Here is an 18,418-nt window from a genome sequence, read left to right on the forward strand (position 1 = left end):
AATATCCCTCATTCTTCATTATCCATTAATGAAGAACATGAGCAGCACTTGGGCTATAATTACCCGTAGAAACATGCACAGCGGATAAACCGTAGCATAAGCTACAGACGGATTGTCTCCCGGAATGGTGTCGTTGGCGTAGTTCAGCGCCATGGGGTTTGCCATGCTTCCGCACAGCATACCCGCCATTGTTCCGAAATCTATCTTCAGCCACTTGAAGGTAACGATACCCATAATCAATACCGGAACCACAGTCAACGCAAAACCCGTAGCAATCCATAACAGCCCTTCCGGCCGGAATACCGTATCGAAGAAATGGGCACCCGCATCCAGTCCCAGGCAAGCTAGGTAAAGAGACAATCCCAATGCACGGAGCATCAGGTTCGCACTGCGCGTAGTATAAGTCACCATGTGCATCCTCGGACCGAATGTCCCGATAAGAATACCTACGATGATAGGGCCTCCTGCCAATCCGAGCCGCACGGGAGCGCTGATGCCGGGAATGGAAATAGGAATTGCTCCCAAAGCCAGACCGATGACAATACCGATAAATACCGCCACCAAGTTCGGTTCCTTCAGGCTTTTCACAGCATTGCCCAGCACCTTCTCCACATTTTGTATAGCAGCGGCTTCGCCCACTACGGTCAGGCGGTCACCCAATTGCAAGGTCAGTTCCGCTGTGGCCAGCAGCTGCACGCCGCTACGATAAACCCGGCTGATATTGATACCGTAATGATTACGCAGATGGAGAGAACCCAGCTTCTTGCCGTTCAACTCCGGGCGCGTCACCACGATACGTTGCGAAATCAACTGGCTGTCTATGGCATTCCAGTCTATATCTTCCTTGTTCCAATCAGTATGCTCCTGCTCGCCGAAAAGCACAGTCAGAGCCGGCGTATTTTTCTCCGAGGTAATCACCAGCAGGCGGTCACCTTCCTTTATAATCTTTTCCGAGGTAGGAATACTCACATTCCCATCCCGCCACAAGCGGGAAATCACGAACTTCGGATAGCTGTTCAGCCCGCCTATTTCCTTGATACTCTTGTTGAAGATGGCAGGATTGTGCACCTGGAACGCAACAATGTAAGGCTTGTTCACGTCATCCTTCTCTTTCAATTCCAGGTCTTCCTTATGCGCCAGCGTCTTACGGATGAACAGTACGGCCAGAATGACCCCTACCACCCCCAGCGGATATGCCACCGCACACCCCAAAGCAGGGGTACTGGACTCCAATCCCATCTGTTTCAATGTCTGCTGTGCCGCACCGAGTGCCGGTGTGTTTGTCGTGGCACCGCAAAGTATGCCCACCATATCCGGCAGGGATACTCCCAACCCATAGCTGCCCAGTACAGTCAGCAGGGTGCCGATAAGCACTACACCCGTGGCGAGCATATTCAGTTGTACCCCTCCTTTACGGAAAGAGCTGAAAAAACCCGGTCCCACCTGCAAACCCAAAGCATACACAAATATCACCAGCCCGAAGCTTTCCGCATAATTCAGCATCTGCGGGTCTATGGACAACCCGAAATGCCCGGCAATGATGCCGGCAAAGAATACAAACGTCACTCCCAATGAAATGCCGCAAACATGTATCTTCCCCAATCCCAATCCGATAGCGGAAATCAGTGAGAGTACCACAACCGCCTGCAAGGCGGAGTGCTCGACGAATAAACTATATAGCCAGTCCAATGTGCATTCTATTTTACAGTTTCAGGCTGCAAAGATAGTGCAAACCTCATGCAAAATAAAACGAACCCGTCTATTTTTTATGCGGCAGCACTTCTAAAAAAGGGATACGATACAATAAATCCCTGCTGCCAGCAAAGCACTGACGGGGATAGTCAGCACCCAAGCGGTCATCAGACTCTTCGTAACTCCCCAACGCACAGCCGAAAGCCGCTTCGTGGCCCCTACTCCGATAATAGCTCCCGTAATGGTGTGTGTCGTACTTACCGGAATCTTCAGATACTCCGTCAGATAAAGCGTAAACGCACCGGCAGTTTCCGCAATCACCCCTTCCAGTGGCGTCACCTTCGTAATCTTAGTCCCCATGGTCTTCACAATCTTCCACCCGCCGGACATGGTACCGAGTGAAATGGCCGTAAAACAAGAGAATGCCACCCAGTCCGGCAGGTCATCAATACTGTTTATCCCCATTCCCAGTCCTTCCGAATGTCCGGCTATCATAGCCGCAGCAATGATACCCATTACCTTCTGTGAATCATTCAGACCGTGCCCGATGCTGAACAAAGCCGAAGACACCAGCTGCAGTTTCTTGAACCACACCTCGGCCGTATGGGGATGCGCCCTGCGGCAAATGTACAAGACCAACAACGTAAAACCGAATGCCACCACCATACCAATCAAGGGAGCCAGAAAAATGAATGCCGCAATCTTCAGAATGATACTCAACTGGATGGCCTCAAAACCGTGTGCCATGATGGCAGCTCCGGCAAAACCTCCGATAAGCGTGTGCGAAGAAGAGGAAGGGATTCCCTTCCACCAAGTGAACAGATTCCAGGCAATAGCCGCAATCACGCCGGCCAGAATGATAGGCAAAGTAATGTAAGGCTCCATCACCGTTTTCGATACGGTGTTGGCAATGCCGAAACCGCCGATGACACACTTGGCGATGAAAAAGGCCACAAAATTGAAGAAAGCCGCCCATATCACCGCCTGAAACGGTGTAAGCACTTTGGTAGACACAATGGTGGCAATAGAATTGGCCGCATCATGAAAACCGTTGATATAATCGAATATCAGAGCCAGTACAATGATAATCACTAATAGTTCCATGCGTCCGTTCGTTTATGCGTATTTCACAATCAGGCTCCTCAAAATCTTGCCCACGTGTTCGGCTGCGTCCGTCGTTTTTTCCAACTCATACATAATCTCCTTGATTTTGATGAGTTCAATGCAGTCCTTCTCTTCTTCAAAAAGCCTGGTGATGAAAAATTCATAAATATCATCTGCCCGGTTTTCTATGTCATGCAGCTGGTTGCAATATGCGCGCAGCTTATCCGGACTCTTGCGAAATGCCTCCAGTTCATCCATGGCCTGGCCGATGAGGGCCGCTTCTTGTTGAACCATATGTCCCAGCTCTTTCCCCTTGTCCGAAATAGGATGCGGATTATAGATAGTGATACGCTTGGCACAGCTGTTTATTCCATCAATCACATCATCCATGCCCGAAGCCAGGTCATGGATATCCTCCCGGTCAAAAGGAGTAATGAAAGTAGTGCCCAGTTCATCCAGAATCAGATTGGTCAGCTTATCGCCCTCGCGCTCCAAATCTTTGATTCGTTTATAATCTTCCGCCCTCTTCTCAGGCGAGTCATGGCCCAATATTTCTATCAACAGAGCCGACGAGGACAATAAAATCTCAGACAATTGCTTCAGCAAAGGAAAGAATTTCGGTTCTTTCGGTGTGAACCGGCTAAAAAAAGAATTCTTCATAATGGATAAATGTACTAAGTATATTAATTTATTTTTGTTTTCGTTGTTTCAGTCTTGCACGCAGCACTTCTACCACGGCCGGCAGTATGGAAACCACAATAATGGCCACAATCAGCAGTTTGAGGTTCTCTTGTACAAACGGAAGGTCACCGAAGAAATAACCCGCATAACAGAAGATGGCAATCCAGCAGGCGCCCCCAATCAGGTTGTACAGCATGAAGTAATAGTAATGCATCTTACCCATCCCCGCCACGAATGGCGCAAACGTACGGACGATAGGCACAAAACGGGCTATGATAATTGTCTTGCCTCCATACTTCTTATAGAACTCATGGGTCTTGTCGAGATGGCTTTGCTTGAATATTCTGGAATCGGGATTATTGAAGAGCCTTTGCCCGAAGAAATGCCCTATCATGTAGTTGCAAGAGTCGCCCAATACCGCGGCAACAAACAATATCAAAGCCAGCACATTGACCTCGAGAGGCATGTCGGGCAGTGCGGCAATAGCTCCCGCCACAAAAAGCAGGGAATCGCCCGGCAGGAAAGGTGTGACCACCAGCCCCGTTTCGCAGAAAATAATCAGAAACAATATGGCATACGCCCACATATGATATTCCTGCACTATATCAATCATATACTGATCGATATGGAGAATAAAATCTAATAGAAAATCCATTATATATTGATTATCAGTACTTAAAAAATAGAGAAAAACTCGGCATGGGGAGACGGGCAATCTCTCTGGCTCCCGAAAGAGAGGAAGGGAAAGTACTAAATAAGAATACGCCTCAGCGTATATACATAATATCTATATGAAATCTTATGGGGATGGAAAGTAAAGGGGAAAGAAGTTGTCTTTTCTTCCGGGAGCAGAGTTTTCAGGGTTCTCGCAACCTTGGCGGCAATGAAGTCCGGATTAAGCCTCAACAATTTCGAGCAAGAGGCATGCCGTAATGAGAAGGTATTTCCTATGCAACCGGCATCTGCCAGGCAATTATAATTCGCGTCCTCCCCTTTTTCCTGGCATTGTCTGCCATCTGCCCCCGACAAGCTGTGCTGGGCTCCGGAGAAATAATGTACATCCGCAGTAGGGAGTGTCTTACATCCCTCCATATCATCAGAAACGGAAGTGAACTTCGATATGAGGAACAACCCTAACAAGATATAGAATATACATTTCGCCATAGCGGGTGCAAATATAGAAACTATTTTCGGATTACAACAGAAAAATGAAAAACAAAAAGCGGTTAACCGTTTCATCAGTCAACCGCTTTCTTGTTTTTGTAGTGGGTACGAGAATCGAACTCGTATACCATGCGTGAGAGGCATGTATCCTAACCGTTAGATGAACCCACCCTCGCATTTGTCTTGTACACCCTCAGGGATTCGAACCCTGGACCCACTGATTAAGAGTCAGTTGCTCTACCAACTGAGCTAAGAGTGCATCTGGCGGAAGCTGGGGGATTCGAACCCCCGGTACGGTTACCCGTACGTCAGTTTAGCAAACTGGTGGTTTCAGCCACTCACCCAAACTTCCTTTTTTATAACCAGCATTCTTTTCAAATGCGGTGCAAATGTAGGGCAAACTTTTGGACTGTGCAAATCTTTCCTACATATTTTTTTCACCGTTTTCATACAATTTGAGATAACACGTTAACACTCAAACCCTAAAACAAGAAAAAAAATTTGATACATATCAAACCGTCCTTTTCAACCTTTCCTTATCTTTGCGCGATTTTTAAAGTATAGTGCACATACACGGACAATGATACAACAAGAAAGCCTAAAAAAGCGGCTTGCCAAGCTGGCCGCCCCCATTTTTATAGAGACACTTCTCATCATGATGCTCGGTGCGGTGGACACCATCATGCTGAGCCGCCACTCGGACAACAGTGTTGCCGCCGTAGGGGTAGTCAACCAAATTATCATGCTCACTTTCCTCGTTTTCGAAGTCATCAACCTCGGAACGTCCGTTCTGTGTTCCCAGTATCTCGGTGCGAAACTACACAAGAAAGTAGTGCAAGTAGTCGGCGTATCCATCCTCGTCAACCTGGCGGTAGGTATCACGGTCAGCCTGGTACTGTTCTCCTGCGCCCATCCCATCCTCCGGCTGATGGGGCTCACCGCTGAACTGATGCAGGACGGCATGGACTATATGCGTATCGTAGGCGCTTTCGCCTTCTTCCAGGCACTATCCCTCACCCTCTCCGCCTCCCTGCGCAGTGCCAACAAGGCCATCTACCCGATGATGGTCACCGTCGTAGTCAATATCCTCAATATCATCGGCAACTACTCCCTCATCTTCGGCCGCTTCGGCTTTCCGGAACTGGGCGTGGAAGGCGCCGCCATCTCCACAGCCTTCAGCCGGGGTGTCTCCATGATTATACTGTTCGTCATACTGTTCCGCAAGCACATCCACCGTTTCCCACCGGCATACTTCCGCCCTTTTCCGTGGATAGAACTAAAGAACCTGATGAAGGTAGGCCTGCCCTCTGCCGGCGAACAATTGTCGTACAGCTCGTCGCAAGTCGTCATCACCTACTTCATCAACATGCTGGGAGTGGAAGCGCTCGCCACCCGTACCTATTGTGTCAACATCATCATGTTCGCTTATCTGTTCAGCATCTCCATGGCACAAGGCGGCGCCATCTGTATCGGGCATCTGATAGGCGAGAAGAAACCTCACGCAGCCTTCCTTATGGGAAAATACGTCATGAAGAAATCCGTCATGATTACCGTCATGCTGTCCTGCATCCTCGCCCTTTCGGGGCATGCCATCTTTGGCTGGCTCACGTCCAACCCCGACATCATACGTATGGGTGCCACCATCCTTATCATAGATGTACTCCTCGAAATAGGCCGCCCCATCAACATCTTCGCCACCAACGCCCTTCGTGCGGCAGGAGATGTCAACTACCCCTTCTACGTAGGGTTGGTGGTGCAGTGGAGTGTAGCTGTAGGTGTGGGATACCTTTTCGGCTTCCCCTTCGGCTGGGGTATCTGCGGCATGTGGGTAGCCTTCCTGTTGGACGAGAATATCCGCGGCTTCATTTTCGTCCGCCGCTGGTATGGCATGAAATGGGTAAACAAAAGTTTCATACGGAGCTGATTTTTTCTCGTAAAAACCTTATCTTTGCCCCTCGAACAAACAAATTATGGCTTTATGGATGCACTATTGAAAGAAACCGTAGATGCCGCTATCAACTCCCGCTATCCAGGCATGGCTCCCGAGGGAAGAAGGTTGATAGAGGAAATCCTCATTCGCAAGGAAGTAGAAAAGGGCGCATTATTACTCAATGAAGGGCAGATAAGCCATAATATCGTATTTGTAGGAAAAGGCATGTTGCGCCAATTCTATTATAAAAACGGTAAAGACGTCACCGAACACTTTTCCTATGAAGGCTGCATCATCATCTGCATAGAAAGTACCTTGAAGCAGGAACCCACCCACCTCATGATTGAGGCACTCGAACCGAGTGTCGTATACCTGCTGCCATACAACAAGCTGCTGACACTTACCGAAATCTCATGGGAAATAAACATGTTCTATCGGAAGATTCTGGAATATTCCCTGATTGTTTCACAGATAAAGGCTGACTCCTGGCGGTTTGAGACTGCACGCGAGCGCTATAACCAGCTCATGGAACATCAGCCCGAAGTCATCAAGCGGGCTCCTTTGTCGCACATTGCGTCCTATCTGCTGATGACCCCCGAAACACTGAGTCGGGTACGTTCGGGCATACTGTAACCCTCCTCCTGTCTGCCCGGAGAATACATATCTGAATTTATATAGAAATTTTACCATTTCTCCCCTAAGCGTGCATTGATTGCCATACAATCATTTCATGCTCAAGGTTGTTTTATATGTATTTAAAATATTAAAATTCAGATTATGAATACTATACATAATTTTTCCGCTTCCCTGATACAGCGGACAAAACAAGCCGGACGATACAGTACATCCGGTATATATACCAGTACAGTGAACAGCTTTTTCCGCTTCATCGGCCACCGTTCCATCACTTTTGCAGATCTCACCCCCAGCCTCATCAAGCAATACGAAGACCGGCTGCTCGGCGAAGGGCGGCGCCATAATACCATATCCACCTATATGCGTATGCTCCGTTCCATCTCTCACCAAGCTGCCGAACAAGGCATTCCATTCACACACAGTATAGACGATTTGTTCGCCTATGTATTCACTGGCTATGAGCCTACCGCCAAACGGGCCATCTCTCCTTTACTAATCCGGCGCTTGGTAAATCTTGATTTGGAGAAGAAACCCGCCTTGCGTTTCAGCCGCGACATGTTTCTGTTAAGTTTTTACTTACGAGGCATTCCGTTCGTAGACCTTGTACATCTCCGCAAAACGGATGTCAAGCACAATACCATTTATTATTACCGCCATAAGACCCGTCAGCAATTGTCCGTACATATAGAGTCGTATGCCGCACAGATTATAAATAGGTATAAAAACGAAGCCGCCTCTTCCCCCTATTTGCTACCGATATTATCACTAACCGGGGAAGATGGTTACAGACAATACAAAAGTGCTTTACGGCTCTACAACCAACATTTACACACACTTTCGAAGATGTTACGGTTAAGCATTCCATTAACATCTTATGTAGCCCGCCATAGCTGGGCCACCACTGCCAAAGACGAAGGAGTGGCCATTTCTGTGATTAGTGAAAGCTTAGGACATACTTCTGAAAAGGTAACTCATGTTTACCTCGCTTCTTTTGACAACAATGCGATGAGTAAAGCAAATAAAAAAGTGATTGCGACAATTCATCCAAACAAAAAGAAAAAGCCCTAAAAGCAAGAATTTGTAAAAGTATTCCTATTTGTATAGGAGTACTTTTATTCGTCAATTTTATTCTCTTACTTACAAGGTAAGAGAATATATTTTGTGGCTGCAAAGATATGAAAAAGATTACTACAATCGCAAAAAATAGATTTATTTTTTAATTCATATTTATCTCATATATAGATATAAGACACATTGCAGCCACTTGTATTTCAGTCTTATATATTTACATAAACACATCTATTTTTAATTCAAAAATTAAATTTAATTATGAGATAAAATATCGTTTTACATTTTAATTACATATATAGTCTTTTAATGTAAAACACCTTTTAATGGCTGATTTATAAGATTATCTTCTAAATAAAACACGACCTCTTACCTTGTAAGTAAGAGAGTATTGGTATCCATTACCTTGTAAGTAAGAGAATTATTAAACAAACAGAAATGAACAGGTTTTTCTCTTTCCATACCATTGAGAGAGCAAAAAGCTATTGAATTAGTGTGAATTATGAAACAAGTTCTCCATTTCAATAAAGTGATTAAGTTCGTCATTATCTTTGGCGACTTATGCTTACTGAACATCATTTTCATCTCGCTATATCACATTTTTGACTACCAAACACTGGGCAATGAATTTACACATTCATTGCCACAGTTATTGGTATTACTAAATCTCGTCTATCTACTTTGCAATTATTCTAACGGAGTCATACTGCATGAACGCATTGTACGACCAGAACGAATTGTACGTCGAGCTTTCCGCAACACGATTTTCCACGCAGCCTTATTTATAAGTCTGGCTACTCTAGCGGAAATCGGCACCAGTTCACTCCGCTTTTTCGCTTGTTTTTATGGTATATTTTTTATCTGTCTTGCTGTTTATAGACTTATGTTTCGGTATCTTTTCAAAAGATATAGGGAATATGGAGGTAATTCACGTACTGTCGTTCTGGTTGGTAGCAACAAGAATATGGCCGAACTTTATCAAGAAATGGCAGGAGATCCTACTACCGGTTTCCGCATTAGCGGCTATTTCTGCGATTTACCCTCCAATGATTTTCCTGAAAGTATCCCCTATTTAGGTCAACCTAAAGAAGTCGTCACTTATTTACAGCAACATCATATAGAGCAAGTCTATTGCTGTCTACCCTCTGCACGCAGTCATGAGATAGTTCCTATCATCAACTATTGCGAGAATCACTTGATTCGCTTCTACAGTGTGCCTAATATCCGCAATTACCTGCATCGCCGCATGCACTTCGAGATGTTCGGCAATATTCCCGTACTAACTATCCGTGAGGAACCTTTGACACAAATGGAAAATCGTCTGCTGAAAAGAGCCTTCGACCTCTTTTTCTCCCTCTCTTTCCTTTGTACCGTATTTCCCTTTGTCTATATCATCATAGGTACAACCATCAAGCTATCTTCTTCCGGCCCCATCTTCTTCAAACAAAAACGAAGCGGAGAAAACGGAAAAGAATTCTGGTGTTACAAATTTCGCTCAATGCGTGTCAACATAGATAGTGACAAACTACAAGCCACAGCCAATGACCCGCGCAAAACAAAAATCGGAGATTTCATCCGTAAAACCAGTATTGACGAACTTCCCCAATTCATCAATGTATTATTGGGACAAATGTCCGTTGTAGGGCCACGCCCCCATATGCTGAAACACACTGAAGAATATTCACGCCTTATCGACAAATATATGGTCAGACATCTGGTAAAGCCCGGCATCACCGGTTGGGCCCAAGTCACCGGCTACCGTGGTGAAACCAAAGAACTCTGGCAGATGGAGGGACGTGTACAGCGTGATGTCTGGTACCTGGAACACTGGACTTTCCTATTGGATTTGTACATCATATACAAGACAGTCAGAAATGCCGTCCAGGGCGAGAAGGAAGCCTATTAAAATAAAAAAATGAGAATCAAAATAAAAAAGACATAGTGATGAAAAACAAGAAAAGCATAACTATCCTAATGGTGGCATTTACATTGGCAAGTTGCCAATCCTATAAAAGAGTACCTTATTTGCAAAGCTACGAATCACTTACAGATAAGGGTTATAAGGAAATTGTCATTAATGAAGTAAACCAGCAGGATACCCTCTATGATGCACGCATTCAGCCGAAAGACCTGTTGAGCATCACGGTCAACACTAGCGACCCGCAAGCAGCGGCACCGTTCAACCTAACCATGCAGACCTCTATCAATGTGGCTCAAGCCAATAGTACCTATGTCACATCACAGCCCACCCTACAGCAATACCTGGTCAATAATGAAGGTGAGATAGACTTTCCCGTCATAGGTAAATTAAAGATAGGCGGATTGACTAAAACCGCAGCGGAAAAACTGATTCGTGAGCAACTTCGCCCTTACCTCAAAGAGACTCCCATCGTCACCGTACGCATGTCCAACTACAAAATATCAGTTATCGGAGAAGTGAACCGTCCCGGTACATTTACCATCAACAACGAGAAAGTAAATCTCTTTGAGGCACTCGCCATGGCAGGAGACATGACGGTCTACGGTATACGCAGTAACGTCAAGCTTATCCGCGAAGACAATAACGGACAGCGGAATATCATAAGCTTGAATCTAAATGAGCAAAATATCCTTCATTCTCCTTATTATTATCTGCAACAAAATGACATTCTTTATGTCACTCCAAACAAGACCAAAGCTAAAAATGCCAGTATCAGCAACAGCACCACCATCTGGTTCTCCGTAGTAGGTACACTCGTTTCGCTGGCAAGCTTGATTGTGACGATAGCAAGATAATTAAAAGTTAAAAGTTAAAAGTTAAACGCTAATCATTAATCCCTACATATCGATGAAAGAAGATTTATACGATGACCTTTTTGATGAGAAAGAGGAAAAGACAGATTTTCAAGCCCTCTTTTTTAAATATGTCATCCACTGGCCCTGGTTTATTGCAAGTATACTGATATGCATGGCTCTCGCCTTCATTTATCTACGCTATCAGGCTCCTGTATACGAAGTAGCCTCTTCTGTACTTATTAAAGAAGATGACAATAAGAAGAGCGCTAACAATGCTTTAGCCGCTATGCAGGATTTCGGTATGTTTTCCATGACCAGCAATTTTGACAATGAAGTGGAAATCCTAAAATCACGCACGCTCATCAAGAAAGTCGTATCACACCTGAATCTTTATATAAACATAGCACAAAAACAGCCGTTCGGTTACGATATTCCACTTTATAAAGATACTCCCTTTGACGTCTTCATGACTGCCGAGGAGGCAGATAAACTGGATGAAAACATTCTATTGGACCTGACTTACGATACACTCGGCAAACTGTCTGCCGAAGTCAGTTACACACAAGACAACGAGAAACAGAAAGCACAAAAGTCTTTTGACAAACTCCCCGCTATTCTGCCGCTTCCCATCGGTGTAATCACCATCTCGGGCAGAGACTCTTTGTCAATCCCGACCGAACCCATCAAGTTAAAAGTCACCATCAGCAAACCTACTGCCGTAGCCATTGGCTACAGTTCTGCCCTCACCATAGAGCCTACTTCTAAAACTAGTACTATTGCAGCTGTCAGCCTAAAGAATACGAATGTACAGCGGGCCATTGACTTCATCAATGATTTGATAGCAGTCTATAATATAGACACCAACACCGAAAAGAATGAAGTAGCACAGAAAAGCGCCGACTTCATTGAAGAGCGTATAGGCATTATCAACAACGAGCTGGGTACGACTGAAAATGAGTTGGCGGCATTCAAACAACGTGCCGGTCTGACCGACCTCAGCAGCGATGCACAGCTTGCCCTGCAGGAAAGCTCCAAATACGAACAGCAATATGCCGAAAACGCCACTCAAATCAATTTAGTGACTTATCTACGCGACTATATCAATAACCCCGACAATAATGACGAAGTCATCCCTGCCAATGTAGGCTTGAGCGATGTCAACCTGGCATCTGCCATTGAGAAATACAATAATCTCGTCGTAGAGCGTAAGCGCCTGCTCCGCACTTCATCAGAAAGTAACCCCGCCATTATCAATCTAAATACGGGTATCGAAGCCATGCGCCACAATGTGAAAACTACGGTGAACAGTGTACTGAAAGGACTGCAAATCACACGGAACAATATCGACCGGCAATCGCGCAAATACGAAAGCCGCATCAGCAATGCCCCCAAACAAGAGCAAGAATTCATGACCATTTCCCGCCAGCAGGAAATCAAAGCCACCCTTTACATCATGTTGTTGCAGAAACGTGAGGAAAATGCCATTACACTGGCCGCCACCGCCAATAATGGACGGATTATCGAAGAGCCCATCCCTGGCGGTATCGTCTCTCCTAAAGGCAAACTAATTTACATAATTGCTCTTGTCATCGGTATAGGCATCCCCATAAGCATCATCTACCTCCTCAACCTACTCCGTTTTCGTATCGAAGGGCACACCGACGTGGAAAAGCTTACAACCGTCCCCATTATTGGTGACATACCTCTTACCGATGCTGGTAAAAATGGAACACCGACTATCACCGTCCGCGAAAACGACAATAATATCATGGCAGAAACTTTCCGTAGCCTGCGCACCAATCTGCTCTTCATCATGGGTGACCCGGACAAGAAAGTAATCCTCATCACCTCCACCATAAGCGGTGAAGGCAAGACATTCATGGCTTCCAATCTTGCCGTCAGTTTGGCACTGCTCGGCAAAAAGGTCATTCTGGTAGGATTGGATATACGCAAACCGGGATTGAACAAGATATTCCATCTTTCACAAAAAGAAAAGGGAATCACGCAATATCTTGCTGCTCCTCAATCTACGGACTTGCATGCGCTGATACAGCCTTCCGGCATAACTTCCAACCTCGACCTGCTATTGGGCGGTCCCATCCCACCCAATCCTACGGAACTACTGGCACGCCAGTCACTGGAAGACACCATCAGTACATTACGCAAAGGATATGACTATATCGTACTGGATACAGCCCCTATCGGCATGGTGACCGACACGCTCATCCTTTCCCGCGTAGCAGACGCTAGCATCTACGTCTGTCGTGCAGATTATACGCATAAGACCGATTACCAGCTCATCAACGAGCTTCAGGAGCATCATCGCCTCCCCAACTTATGCACAGTAGTCAACGGAATCGATATGAAGAAGAAAAAATACGGTTATTACTACGGCTATGGTAAATACGGAAAGTATTACGGCTACGGTAAGAAATACGGATACAGTTGAGTCAGCGACTAGCTATTAAGAGTTGAGAGTAAATAATCGAGTGTCTAATTTTTAATTTCTAATTTCTAATTTTTAATTAACCCCGCCCCTCCAATGTGACAGGCGACCGCGTAGCGCGCCCGAACCTCAACTATTTATGAACCATAGAAATACACCTTTAAAGGATTTTACATGAACCATACTGATATCACCCCTCATATTATTCCTCGTCGCCAATGGCTGGTGGCATACGTGCAGTCTTGTCTGGAAAAGAAGACTGCCGAACGGTTGAAAACTATGGGAGTGGAATATTACTTACCCATACAAAGCGAAATACGCCAATGGAGCGACCGACGCAAAAAAGTGGACCGTCTGGTCATCCCGATGATGATTTTCGTGCATGTCACTCCGCAGGAACGCCCTTTGCCGCTTACCTTACAAGCTATCAGCCGATACATGGTATTGCGTGGTGAAAGCCGTCCCGCCGTCATTCCCGAGGAACAGATGGAACGTTTCCGCTTTATGCTGGATTATAGCCCGGAGGCTGTAGAGATTTGCAGTACACCTCTGGCAGCAGGTGATGCCGTGAAAGTAATAAAAGGCCCCCTTGCCGGATTGGAGGGAGAACTGGTCATGATAGGAGGAAAAAGCAAAGTGGCAGTCCGGCTGGATATGCTGGGCTGCGCACATGTGGACATGCCGATAGGATACGTGGAGAGAATTAATTTTTAATTGTCTCGTATTCGCTTTTGGCGTCAAAACAAGGACAAGCCTTATGGATAGAGGAACTGAGTTGCCGATGCCCTAAAATACGGGTATTGGGATAGTCGGTCTTCAGCTGCCGGAGCAAGTCGAGCAAAGAGCATTTCTGCGCATAGGTACGTGTATCGGCAGGGCCACCATTCTCGTCGAGCCCACCCTCATAGCAGATGCCGATACTCTTGTCGTTCCAGCCGGTGGCATGGGCTCCAATCTGATGAACCGGACGACAAATATGCACCTCGCCGTCACGGGTGATGTAGAAATGATAACCGATATCGGCAAAGCCCCGTGCCAGATGACTGCGGCGAAGCGCCTCCACCGAGAAGTGACGGTCACAGCGCGTAGCGCTGCAATGAACTACCAGGAGGGTTACCTCCCGATAGTTCTGATAGAAACTGCCTGCTTTCATCCGGCTAACGGTTGATGCAGGAAGTCAAGCCAAACACTCCGGCCAATGTAGTGGCCACGGTAATAATCACTTTAAGGACAATGCCCCATACAGATTTTGATTTTGTTTTCTCACTCATAACAATTTGCAATTAAGGAATTAAATACTATGGTTAGCTGCATTTTTTAGACAGAAGAACATATTTATTTTCTCTCTTTTGTCTTTTCGTTTCATCCTAACGGATTTTCCCCCTGGTCTCCGTCCGAACCGCCTCCCGGGTTGCTGCCTCCACCGGCATCTTCACCCCCGCCAGTGGCTCCGGTCAGGTCCACGGTAGTCTTTCCGGCCTTCAAGGCTTTCACCACGGCACGGGCTGCACTTCGGGTTGCCACCAGATTGAATTCCGCCTCCTCCAGCAGCTCTCCAAAACGCTGGCCGCAGGTCCAGTTCACATTCAGCCTACGGATATGGATGGCAGGATTGAACTCCTGGGCAGAAGCCGCGCCGGTGCTGTTGATGCTGATGTAGAAACTCCCCAGGTCGCCCAACTGGATTTTTTGTCCGGCCAGCAACTGCTCCCGCATGCAATCCACGGACATGGTGAGGATGGCAACGATATCCGAACGCTTGTACACGCAGCCATGACTGGCTATATGCTCGGCAAAGCGGTTGATGTCCATCACTTCCGAATATTGCGCACTTGCGTACGCTTTTTTGGCAACCGCCTTATCGGTAGGATTGCCACGCATCACGATACTGTAGTTAATCATAAATTAAAAATTATAAGTTAAAAATTAAAAGATAGGGAGACGATACTAATCCCAGGGGCTTACGATTACTAATCTTCGCGCGTCACGATTACTAATCTTCACCCCTCATCGTCTGACAGAACAAAGATACGACGTACCTCCGGGCAGAATAAGAGATGCGGTGAAATGGTATGAAAGGATGTGGAAAAATGTGAGATTAGGTAAGATTATACCGGGTTCCGGCAATGGGTATACAGAAAAAATTCCGTACATTTACAGTGTAATAACCAGTTAAAGCATTGTTTATGAAGTACGTTGAAGACTACGAAAATATCCCCGGCAAAGAGTGGCCCGTCCGTCCCTATTACAAACGTGAACTGGCAGAGGCATACGCCCCCACCATTTCACCGGCATCCGCACTCAACCGCTTGTCCAAATGGATGAAGCTGAATTTGGAACTGGACGAAGCCCTGCGGCATACCGGCTACAAAGGCTCCCAGAAAATATTCACCTCCCTGCAGGTGGAACTTATATTCAGGTATTTAGGAAAACCGTGAAAGAATCAATCCCCCACATAGCGCGCCATGGCGCATTGGTTGCGGTAGATTTCATCCCCTTTCAGTTCGACCACCCGATAACCACGGCGGCCACCGGAACGGACAGCCTCATAGCCCTCCTGCTTCATCACCAGACCGAGGCGCGTGGGACTCAAGGGTTGCCGGATACCTATGTTGATATGTCCCAGTATCTGGGCATTGGTCAAGAACATACACTCCTCGCCCGGCATGGGGCGGCGATAGTAAACCTGAACGAGCTCACGCTCCAGGCAGGGCACCTCAAAATAACGGTTATGAAGATTCACGGCATCAATCTCCTCCTGCTCAAACCAGTAGTGGAAGCCGCTCTTCCAGAGGGCATAGCCTTGCGCATACACTCCGACATAGTCTATGGGATAATCGAAAGGACTGTCTATGGAATCCACCTCGAAGGGAAGCCAACGGCGGTTGCCACTGAGGTCGTTGAGGAAGGTGACGTTGTTGCTCGTGCCACAGAAGCTGGCAATATGCGGACGGCTCTCCTTGAAGTGCCCGTAGGCGGCACGCTCGTTCACGTCTGTCATGCCGGTGATGGCCTTCAACTGGCTGACCTGGGCAGAGGTCATCTCCTCCAGCTCTTCAAGGCATACCAGTGCAAACTCGGTCAGCGTAAAAAGGTCGTCCTTGCTGACGCGCCGGCTGTTACTTTTCACATAAAAATAACGCTGAAGTTCGACAGGAAGCAGACGCTGCATCCAGGTAGTCTTGTAGATGCCCTGCTTACCGATGAAGACCAGAATCTCATGATTCACCACCTTAGTATCGAGCAGCGAAGCAATGGTGGCCACCAGCCACTTCTTGAAGTAGATGCTGAAAAGCTTCTGGTCGTCCTTCACATGTACGCCGGCAGCCAGACGGGCAATAGGGTCAGTAGTACCGTCCCAAGCAGGCAGCCCCTCCAGATAGGCTACAAAGGGATTGAAAAGCGGCGTGTACTCCGAATCGAGCACGGAACGTATGTCCGCAATGCGGGCAAGCATCCCTGCCTTGTTCATGCGGCTCCACAACGTGTTGACGTAGCGGTCGGTCAGCTCCGCATACTCCTCTCCGCAGTCGGCCATCAGGACTTCGAACTTGCCGCTCACCGTATTTTTGCGGAACTTCGCCTGTTCGGAAAGGAACTGCTCGATATCTGCCACCGTGGCAAACTTTTCATCGTCCTCTCCCCTGCGGACAAGGGAGCGGATACCATGCTCCCCGGTATTCGCGTAGCAGGAGCCGATGACAGCTGCCACATCCCCGTCATAGTCGGGAAAGTGCTCCGCTGCCCAAGCGGCGGCTGTCTTCCGAGCCACTCCGTACTGGTTGAGCAAATAACCCATGCGCATCACGTACTCATTATGATGATGTTCACAATAACTCACTCCCTCCTCTTCCAGCAGGCGTTCGGCAGCTTTCACTGCCTTCTCCAAACGTTTGTTACGCTTTGCCGGCACAACTTCGGAAGCGCTATCCTGCGGTTGGGGAGCAATCGGACTATTTTGGAGAACAAAGGCTGCGGCACTGGGATTGTAATATACATGAGGATCGGAAGCCAGTCCGCTGATACGGGTAGCATTCTTGCACTGCCCGTCACTTTCGAAGCCCACCAGACAGGAATAGTAGTCGTTGACTTGATTGAAATACTTGGCGTATTGCCGGAAGGCTTTTCCCTTTTCCACTCTGTTCAGGTCATCGATGCGACAGATGATGCGGATGCCATGCCCACTGATGGTGGTATAGGCCATCAATGTATGCTTGTCGGCACAAATCAATGTCAACGTGGCAGCCATCCGCTCGGGAGCGATGTGGTCCAGGTCGACCAAGGTATAGCCGGTCCAGGCACAGATATGTTCGCGGGTCTTCCCACCTTCAAAGCAGACGGCAACGGCGAAGCAGGAACAGCCGGACTTCTCGCGGTCGGCATCCTTACGCAGGTCTTGCTGCAAGTAGTAGCGATGTTTCTCGGTGCGGTCTCGCAGGGCAGCGTCGCATTTAATGATGTTGACTATTTCTTCAAGAGAAGTTTCTACTGATTCTGTATCCGAATAGCCTCTGAAAAGGCTGATATTGCGGTGTTCCATAATTTACTGATTTTTGTTTATGTTTAAAATTACGACGCGAAGGAACGCATAAGTGCCCAGATACACAAGTCCGGTCGTTTCCACTACATGGAAATGATTTCGCTTGTTTTTATTATTGTTTAACAATTAAAAGAGTCAACATGACAAAGAAAGAGCCGGTGACACCGGCATTCGGAGCTTTTCTGAGCAAATGCCAGAAAGAACAGCTCGTTAACGGCAGACATCTGACCAACGAGACCATCGCCCAAGCAACGATGATGAGTACCAGAACCTACAACCTTTTAAAAAAGGGCTGAGCAACAACATCAACCAGATACATGCCATAACGCATTTCTGGAGGTCGTTCCCGAAAACAGACCAAGAAAGGGAGAGTTTTGAGAAA

At 46.9% G+C, this 18,418-nt stretch carries 18 protein-coding genes and 3 tRNA genes; 9 read left to right on the plus strand and 12 right to left on the minus strand.

The window, feature by feature from the left end; all coding sequences use genetic code 11:
• Positions 1-18 precede the first annotated feature (18 nt).
• The 8 genes from DW800_RS17435 to DW800_RS17470 all read right to left on the minus strand — a co-directional run bounded on the left by DW800_RS17435 (position 19) and on the right by DW800_RS17470 (position 4,993).
• A complete protein-coding gene (locus DW800_RS17435) occupies positions 19-1,689 on the minus strand; it encodes a putative transporter (RefSeq protein ID WP_005828042.1) in 1,671 nt (556 codons plus the stop codon).
• A 93-nt stretch (positions 1,690-1,782) separates the two neighbouring features.
• Positions 1,783-2,796 (minus strand): inorganic phosphate transporter, encoded by a 1,014-nt coding sequence (locus tag DW800_RS17440; RefSeq protein WP_005828041.1) that lies wholly within the window; start codon positions 2,794-2,796, stop codon positions 1,783-1,785.
• 12 nt (positions 2,797-2,808) lie between these two features.
• The gene (locus tag DW800_RS17445) at positions 2,809-3,456 is read right to left on the minus strand and encodes a DUF47 domain-containing protein (protein ID WP_005828040.1); all 648 of its coding nucleotides are present in this window, start codon (positions 3,454-3,456) and stop codon (positions 2,809-2,811) included.
• A 28-nt stretch (positions 3,457-3,484) separates the two neighbouring features.
• Positions 3,485-4,132, minus strand: a complete 648-nt coding sequence (locus tag DW800_RS17450; protein WP_005828039.1) for a DedA family protein — start codon at positions 4,130-4,132, stop codon at positions 3,485-3,487.
• Between the two features lie 95 nt (positions 4,133-4,227).
• Positions 4,228-4,641, minus strand: coding sequence for a hypothetical protein (locus DW800_RS17455; RefSeq protein ID WP_005828038.1), 414 nt, complete (start codon positions 4,639-4,641; stop codon positions 4,228-4,230).
• 99 nt (positions 4,642-4,740) lie between these two features.
• A tRNA-Glu gene (locus tag DW800_RS17460) sits at positions 4,741-4,812 on the minus strand.
• A gap of 15 nt (positions 4,813-4,827) precedes the next feature.
• Positions 4,828-4,900 (minus strand) — tRNA-Lys (locus DW800_RS17465).
• A 3-nt stretch (positions 4,901-4,903) separates the two neighbouring features.
• A tRNA-Ser gene (locus DW800_RS17470) sits at positions 4,904-4,993 on the minus strand.
• A 228-nt stretch (positions 4,994-5,221) separates the two neighbouring features.
• Here DW800_RS17470 and DW800_RS17475 point away from each other — a divergent pair.
• The 7 genes from DW800_RS17475 to DW800_RS17505 all read left to right on the plus strand — a co-directional run bounded on the left by DW800_RS17475 (position 5,222) and on the right by DW800_RS17505 (position 14,210).
• Complete coding sequence (locus tag DW800_RS17475) at positions 5,222-6,565, plus strand: MATE family efflux transporter (protein WP_005836251.1); 1,344 nt, start codon at positions 5,222-5,224, stop codon at positions 6,563-6,565.
• 54 nt (positions 6,566-6,619) lie between these two features.
• The gene (locus tag DW800_RS17480; protein WP_005828036.1) at positions 6,620-7,204 is read left to right on the plus strand and encodes a Crp/Fnr family transcriptional regulator; all 585 of its coding nucleotides are present in this window, start codon (positions 6,620-6,622) and stop codon (positions 7,202-7,204) included.
• Positions 7,205-7,348: 144 nt separating this feature from the next.
• Positions 7,349-8,275: a tyrosine-type recombinase/integrase gene (locus tag DW800_RS17485; RefSeq protein ID WP_008663082.1), complete on the plus strand. Its 927-nt coding sequence runs from the start codon at positions 7,349-7,351 to the stop codon at positions 8,273-8,275.
• Positions 8,276-8,777: 502 nt separating this feature from the next.
• Complete coding sequence (locus DW800_RS17490; protein ID WP_119958235.1) at positions 8,778-10,181, plus strand: undecaprenyl-phosphate glucose phosphotransferase; 1,404 nt, start codon at positions 8,778-8,780, stop codon at positions 10,179-10,181.
• Between the two features lie 38 nt (positions 10,182-10,219).
• A complete protein-coding gene (locus tag DW800_RS17495) occupies positions 10,220-11,050 on the plus strand; it encodes a polysaccharide biosynthesis/export family protein (protein ID WP_087332626.1) in 831 nt (276 codons plus the stop codon).
• Positions 11,051-11,102: 52 nt separating this feature from the next.
• Entirely contained in the window at positions 11,103-13,499 is a 2,397-nt protein-coding gene (locus DW800_RS17500) for a GumC family protein (protein ID WP_119958236.1), read from the plus strand.
• Positions 13,500-13,670: 171 nt separating this feature from the next.
• Entirely contained in the window at positions 13,671-14,210 is a 540-nt protein-coding gene (locus DW800_RS17505) for a UpxY family transcription antiterminator (protein ID WP_119958237.1), read from the plus strand.
• Here the strand turns inward: DW800_RS17505 and DW800_RS17510 are convergent.
• The 3 genes from DW800_RS17510 to DW800_RS17515 all read right to left on the minus strand — a co-directional run bounded on the left by DW800_RS17510 (position 14,200) and on the right by DW800_RS17515 (position 15,398).
• The gene (locus tag DW800_RS17510) at positions 14,200-14,649 is read right to left on the minus strand and encodes an N-acetylmuramoyl-L-alanine amidase (protein ID WP_119958238.1); all 450 of its coding nucleotides are present in this window, start codon (positions 14,647-14,649) and stop codon (positions 14,200-14,202) included. The two genes, DW800_RS17505 and DW800_RS17510, sit on opposite strands and share 11 nt — an antisense overlap.
• A 4-nt stretch (positions 14,650-14,653) precedes the next feature.
• Positions 14,654-14,767, minus strand: coding sequence for a smalltalk protein (locus DW800_RS19730; protein ID WP_005828021.1), 114 nt, complete (start codon positions 14,765-14,767; stop codon positions 14,654-14,656).
• Positions 14,768-14,858: 91 nt separating this feature from the next.
• Positions 14,859-15,398 carry a DNA-binding protein gene (locus DW800_RS17515; protein ID WP_119958239.1) on the minus strand — a complete coding sequence of 180 codons (540 nt, stop codon included), beginning with the start codon at positions 15,396-15,398 and terminating at the stop codon, positions 14,859-14,861.
• Between the two features lie 284 nt (positions 15,399-15,682).
• Between DW800_RS17515 and DW800_RS17520 the strand changes: the two genes are divergently transcribed.
• Complete coding sequence (locus DW800_RS17520; RefSeq protein WP_005828017.1) at positions 15,683-15,934, plus strand: DUF4248 domain-containing protein; 252 nt, start codon at positions 15,683-15,685, stop codon at positions 15,932-15,934.
• 5 nt (positions 15,935-15,939) lie between these two features.
• Here the strand turns inward: DW800_RS17520 and DW800_RS17525 are convergent, their stop codons facing one another.
• Positions 15,940-18,036 carry a BT4734/BF3469 family protein gene (locus tag DW800_RS17525; RefSeq protein WP_117704051.1) on the minus strand — a complete coding sequence of 699 codons (2,097 nt, stop codon included), beginning with the start codon at positions 18,034-18,036 and terminating at the stop codon, positions 15,940-15,942.
• Between the two features lie 140 nt (positions 18,037-18,176).
• On the opposite strand from DW800_RS17525, the gene DW800_RS19735 reads away from it, so the two are divergent.
• Positions 18,177-18,332 (plus strand): hypothetical protein, encoded by a 156-nt coding sequence (locus DW800_RS19735; RefSeq protein ID WP_005828011.1) that lies wholly within the window; start codon positions 18,177-18,179, stop codon positions 18,330-18,332.
• Positions 18,333-18,418: the final 86 nt, after the last annotated feature.

The sequence above is a fragment of the Bacteroides sp. AM32-11AC genome (genome assembly GCF_003603515.1).
Taxonomy (GTDB): Bacteria; Bacteroidota; Bacteroidia; order Bacteroidales; family Bacteroidaceae; genus Bacteroides; species Bacteroides uniformis.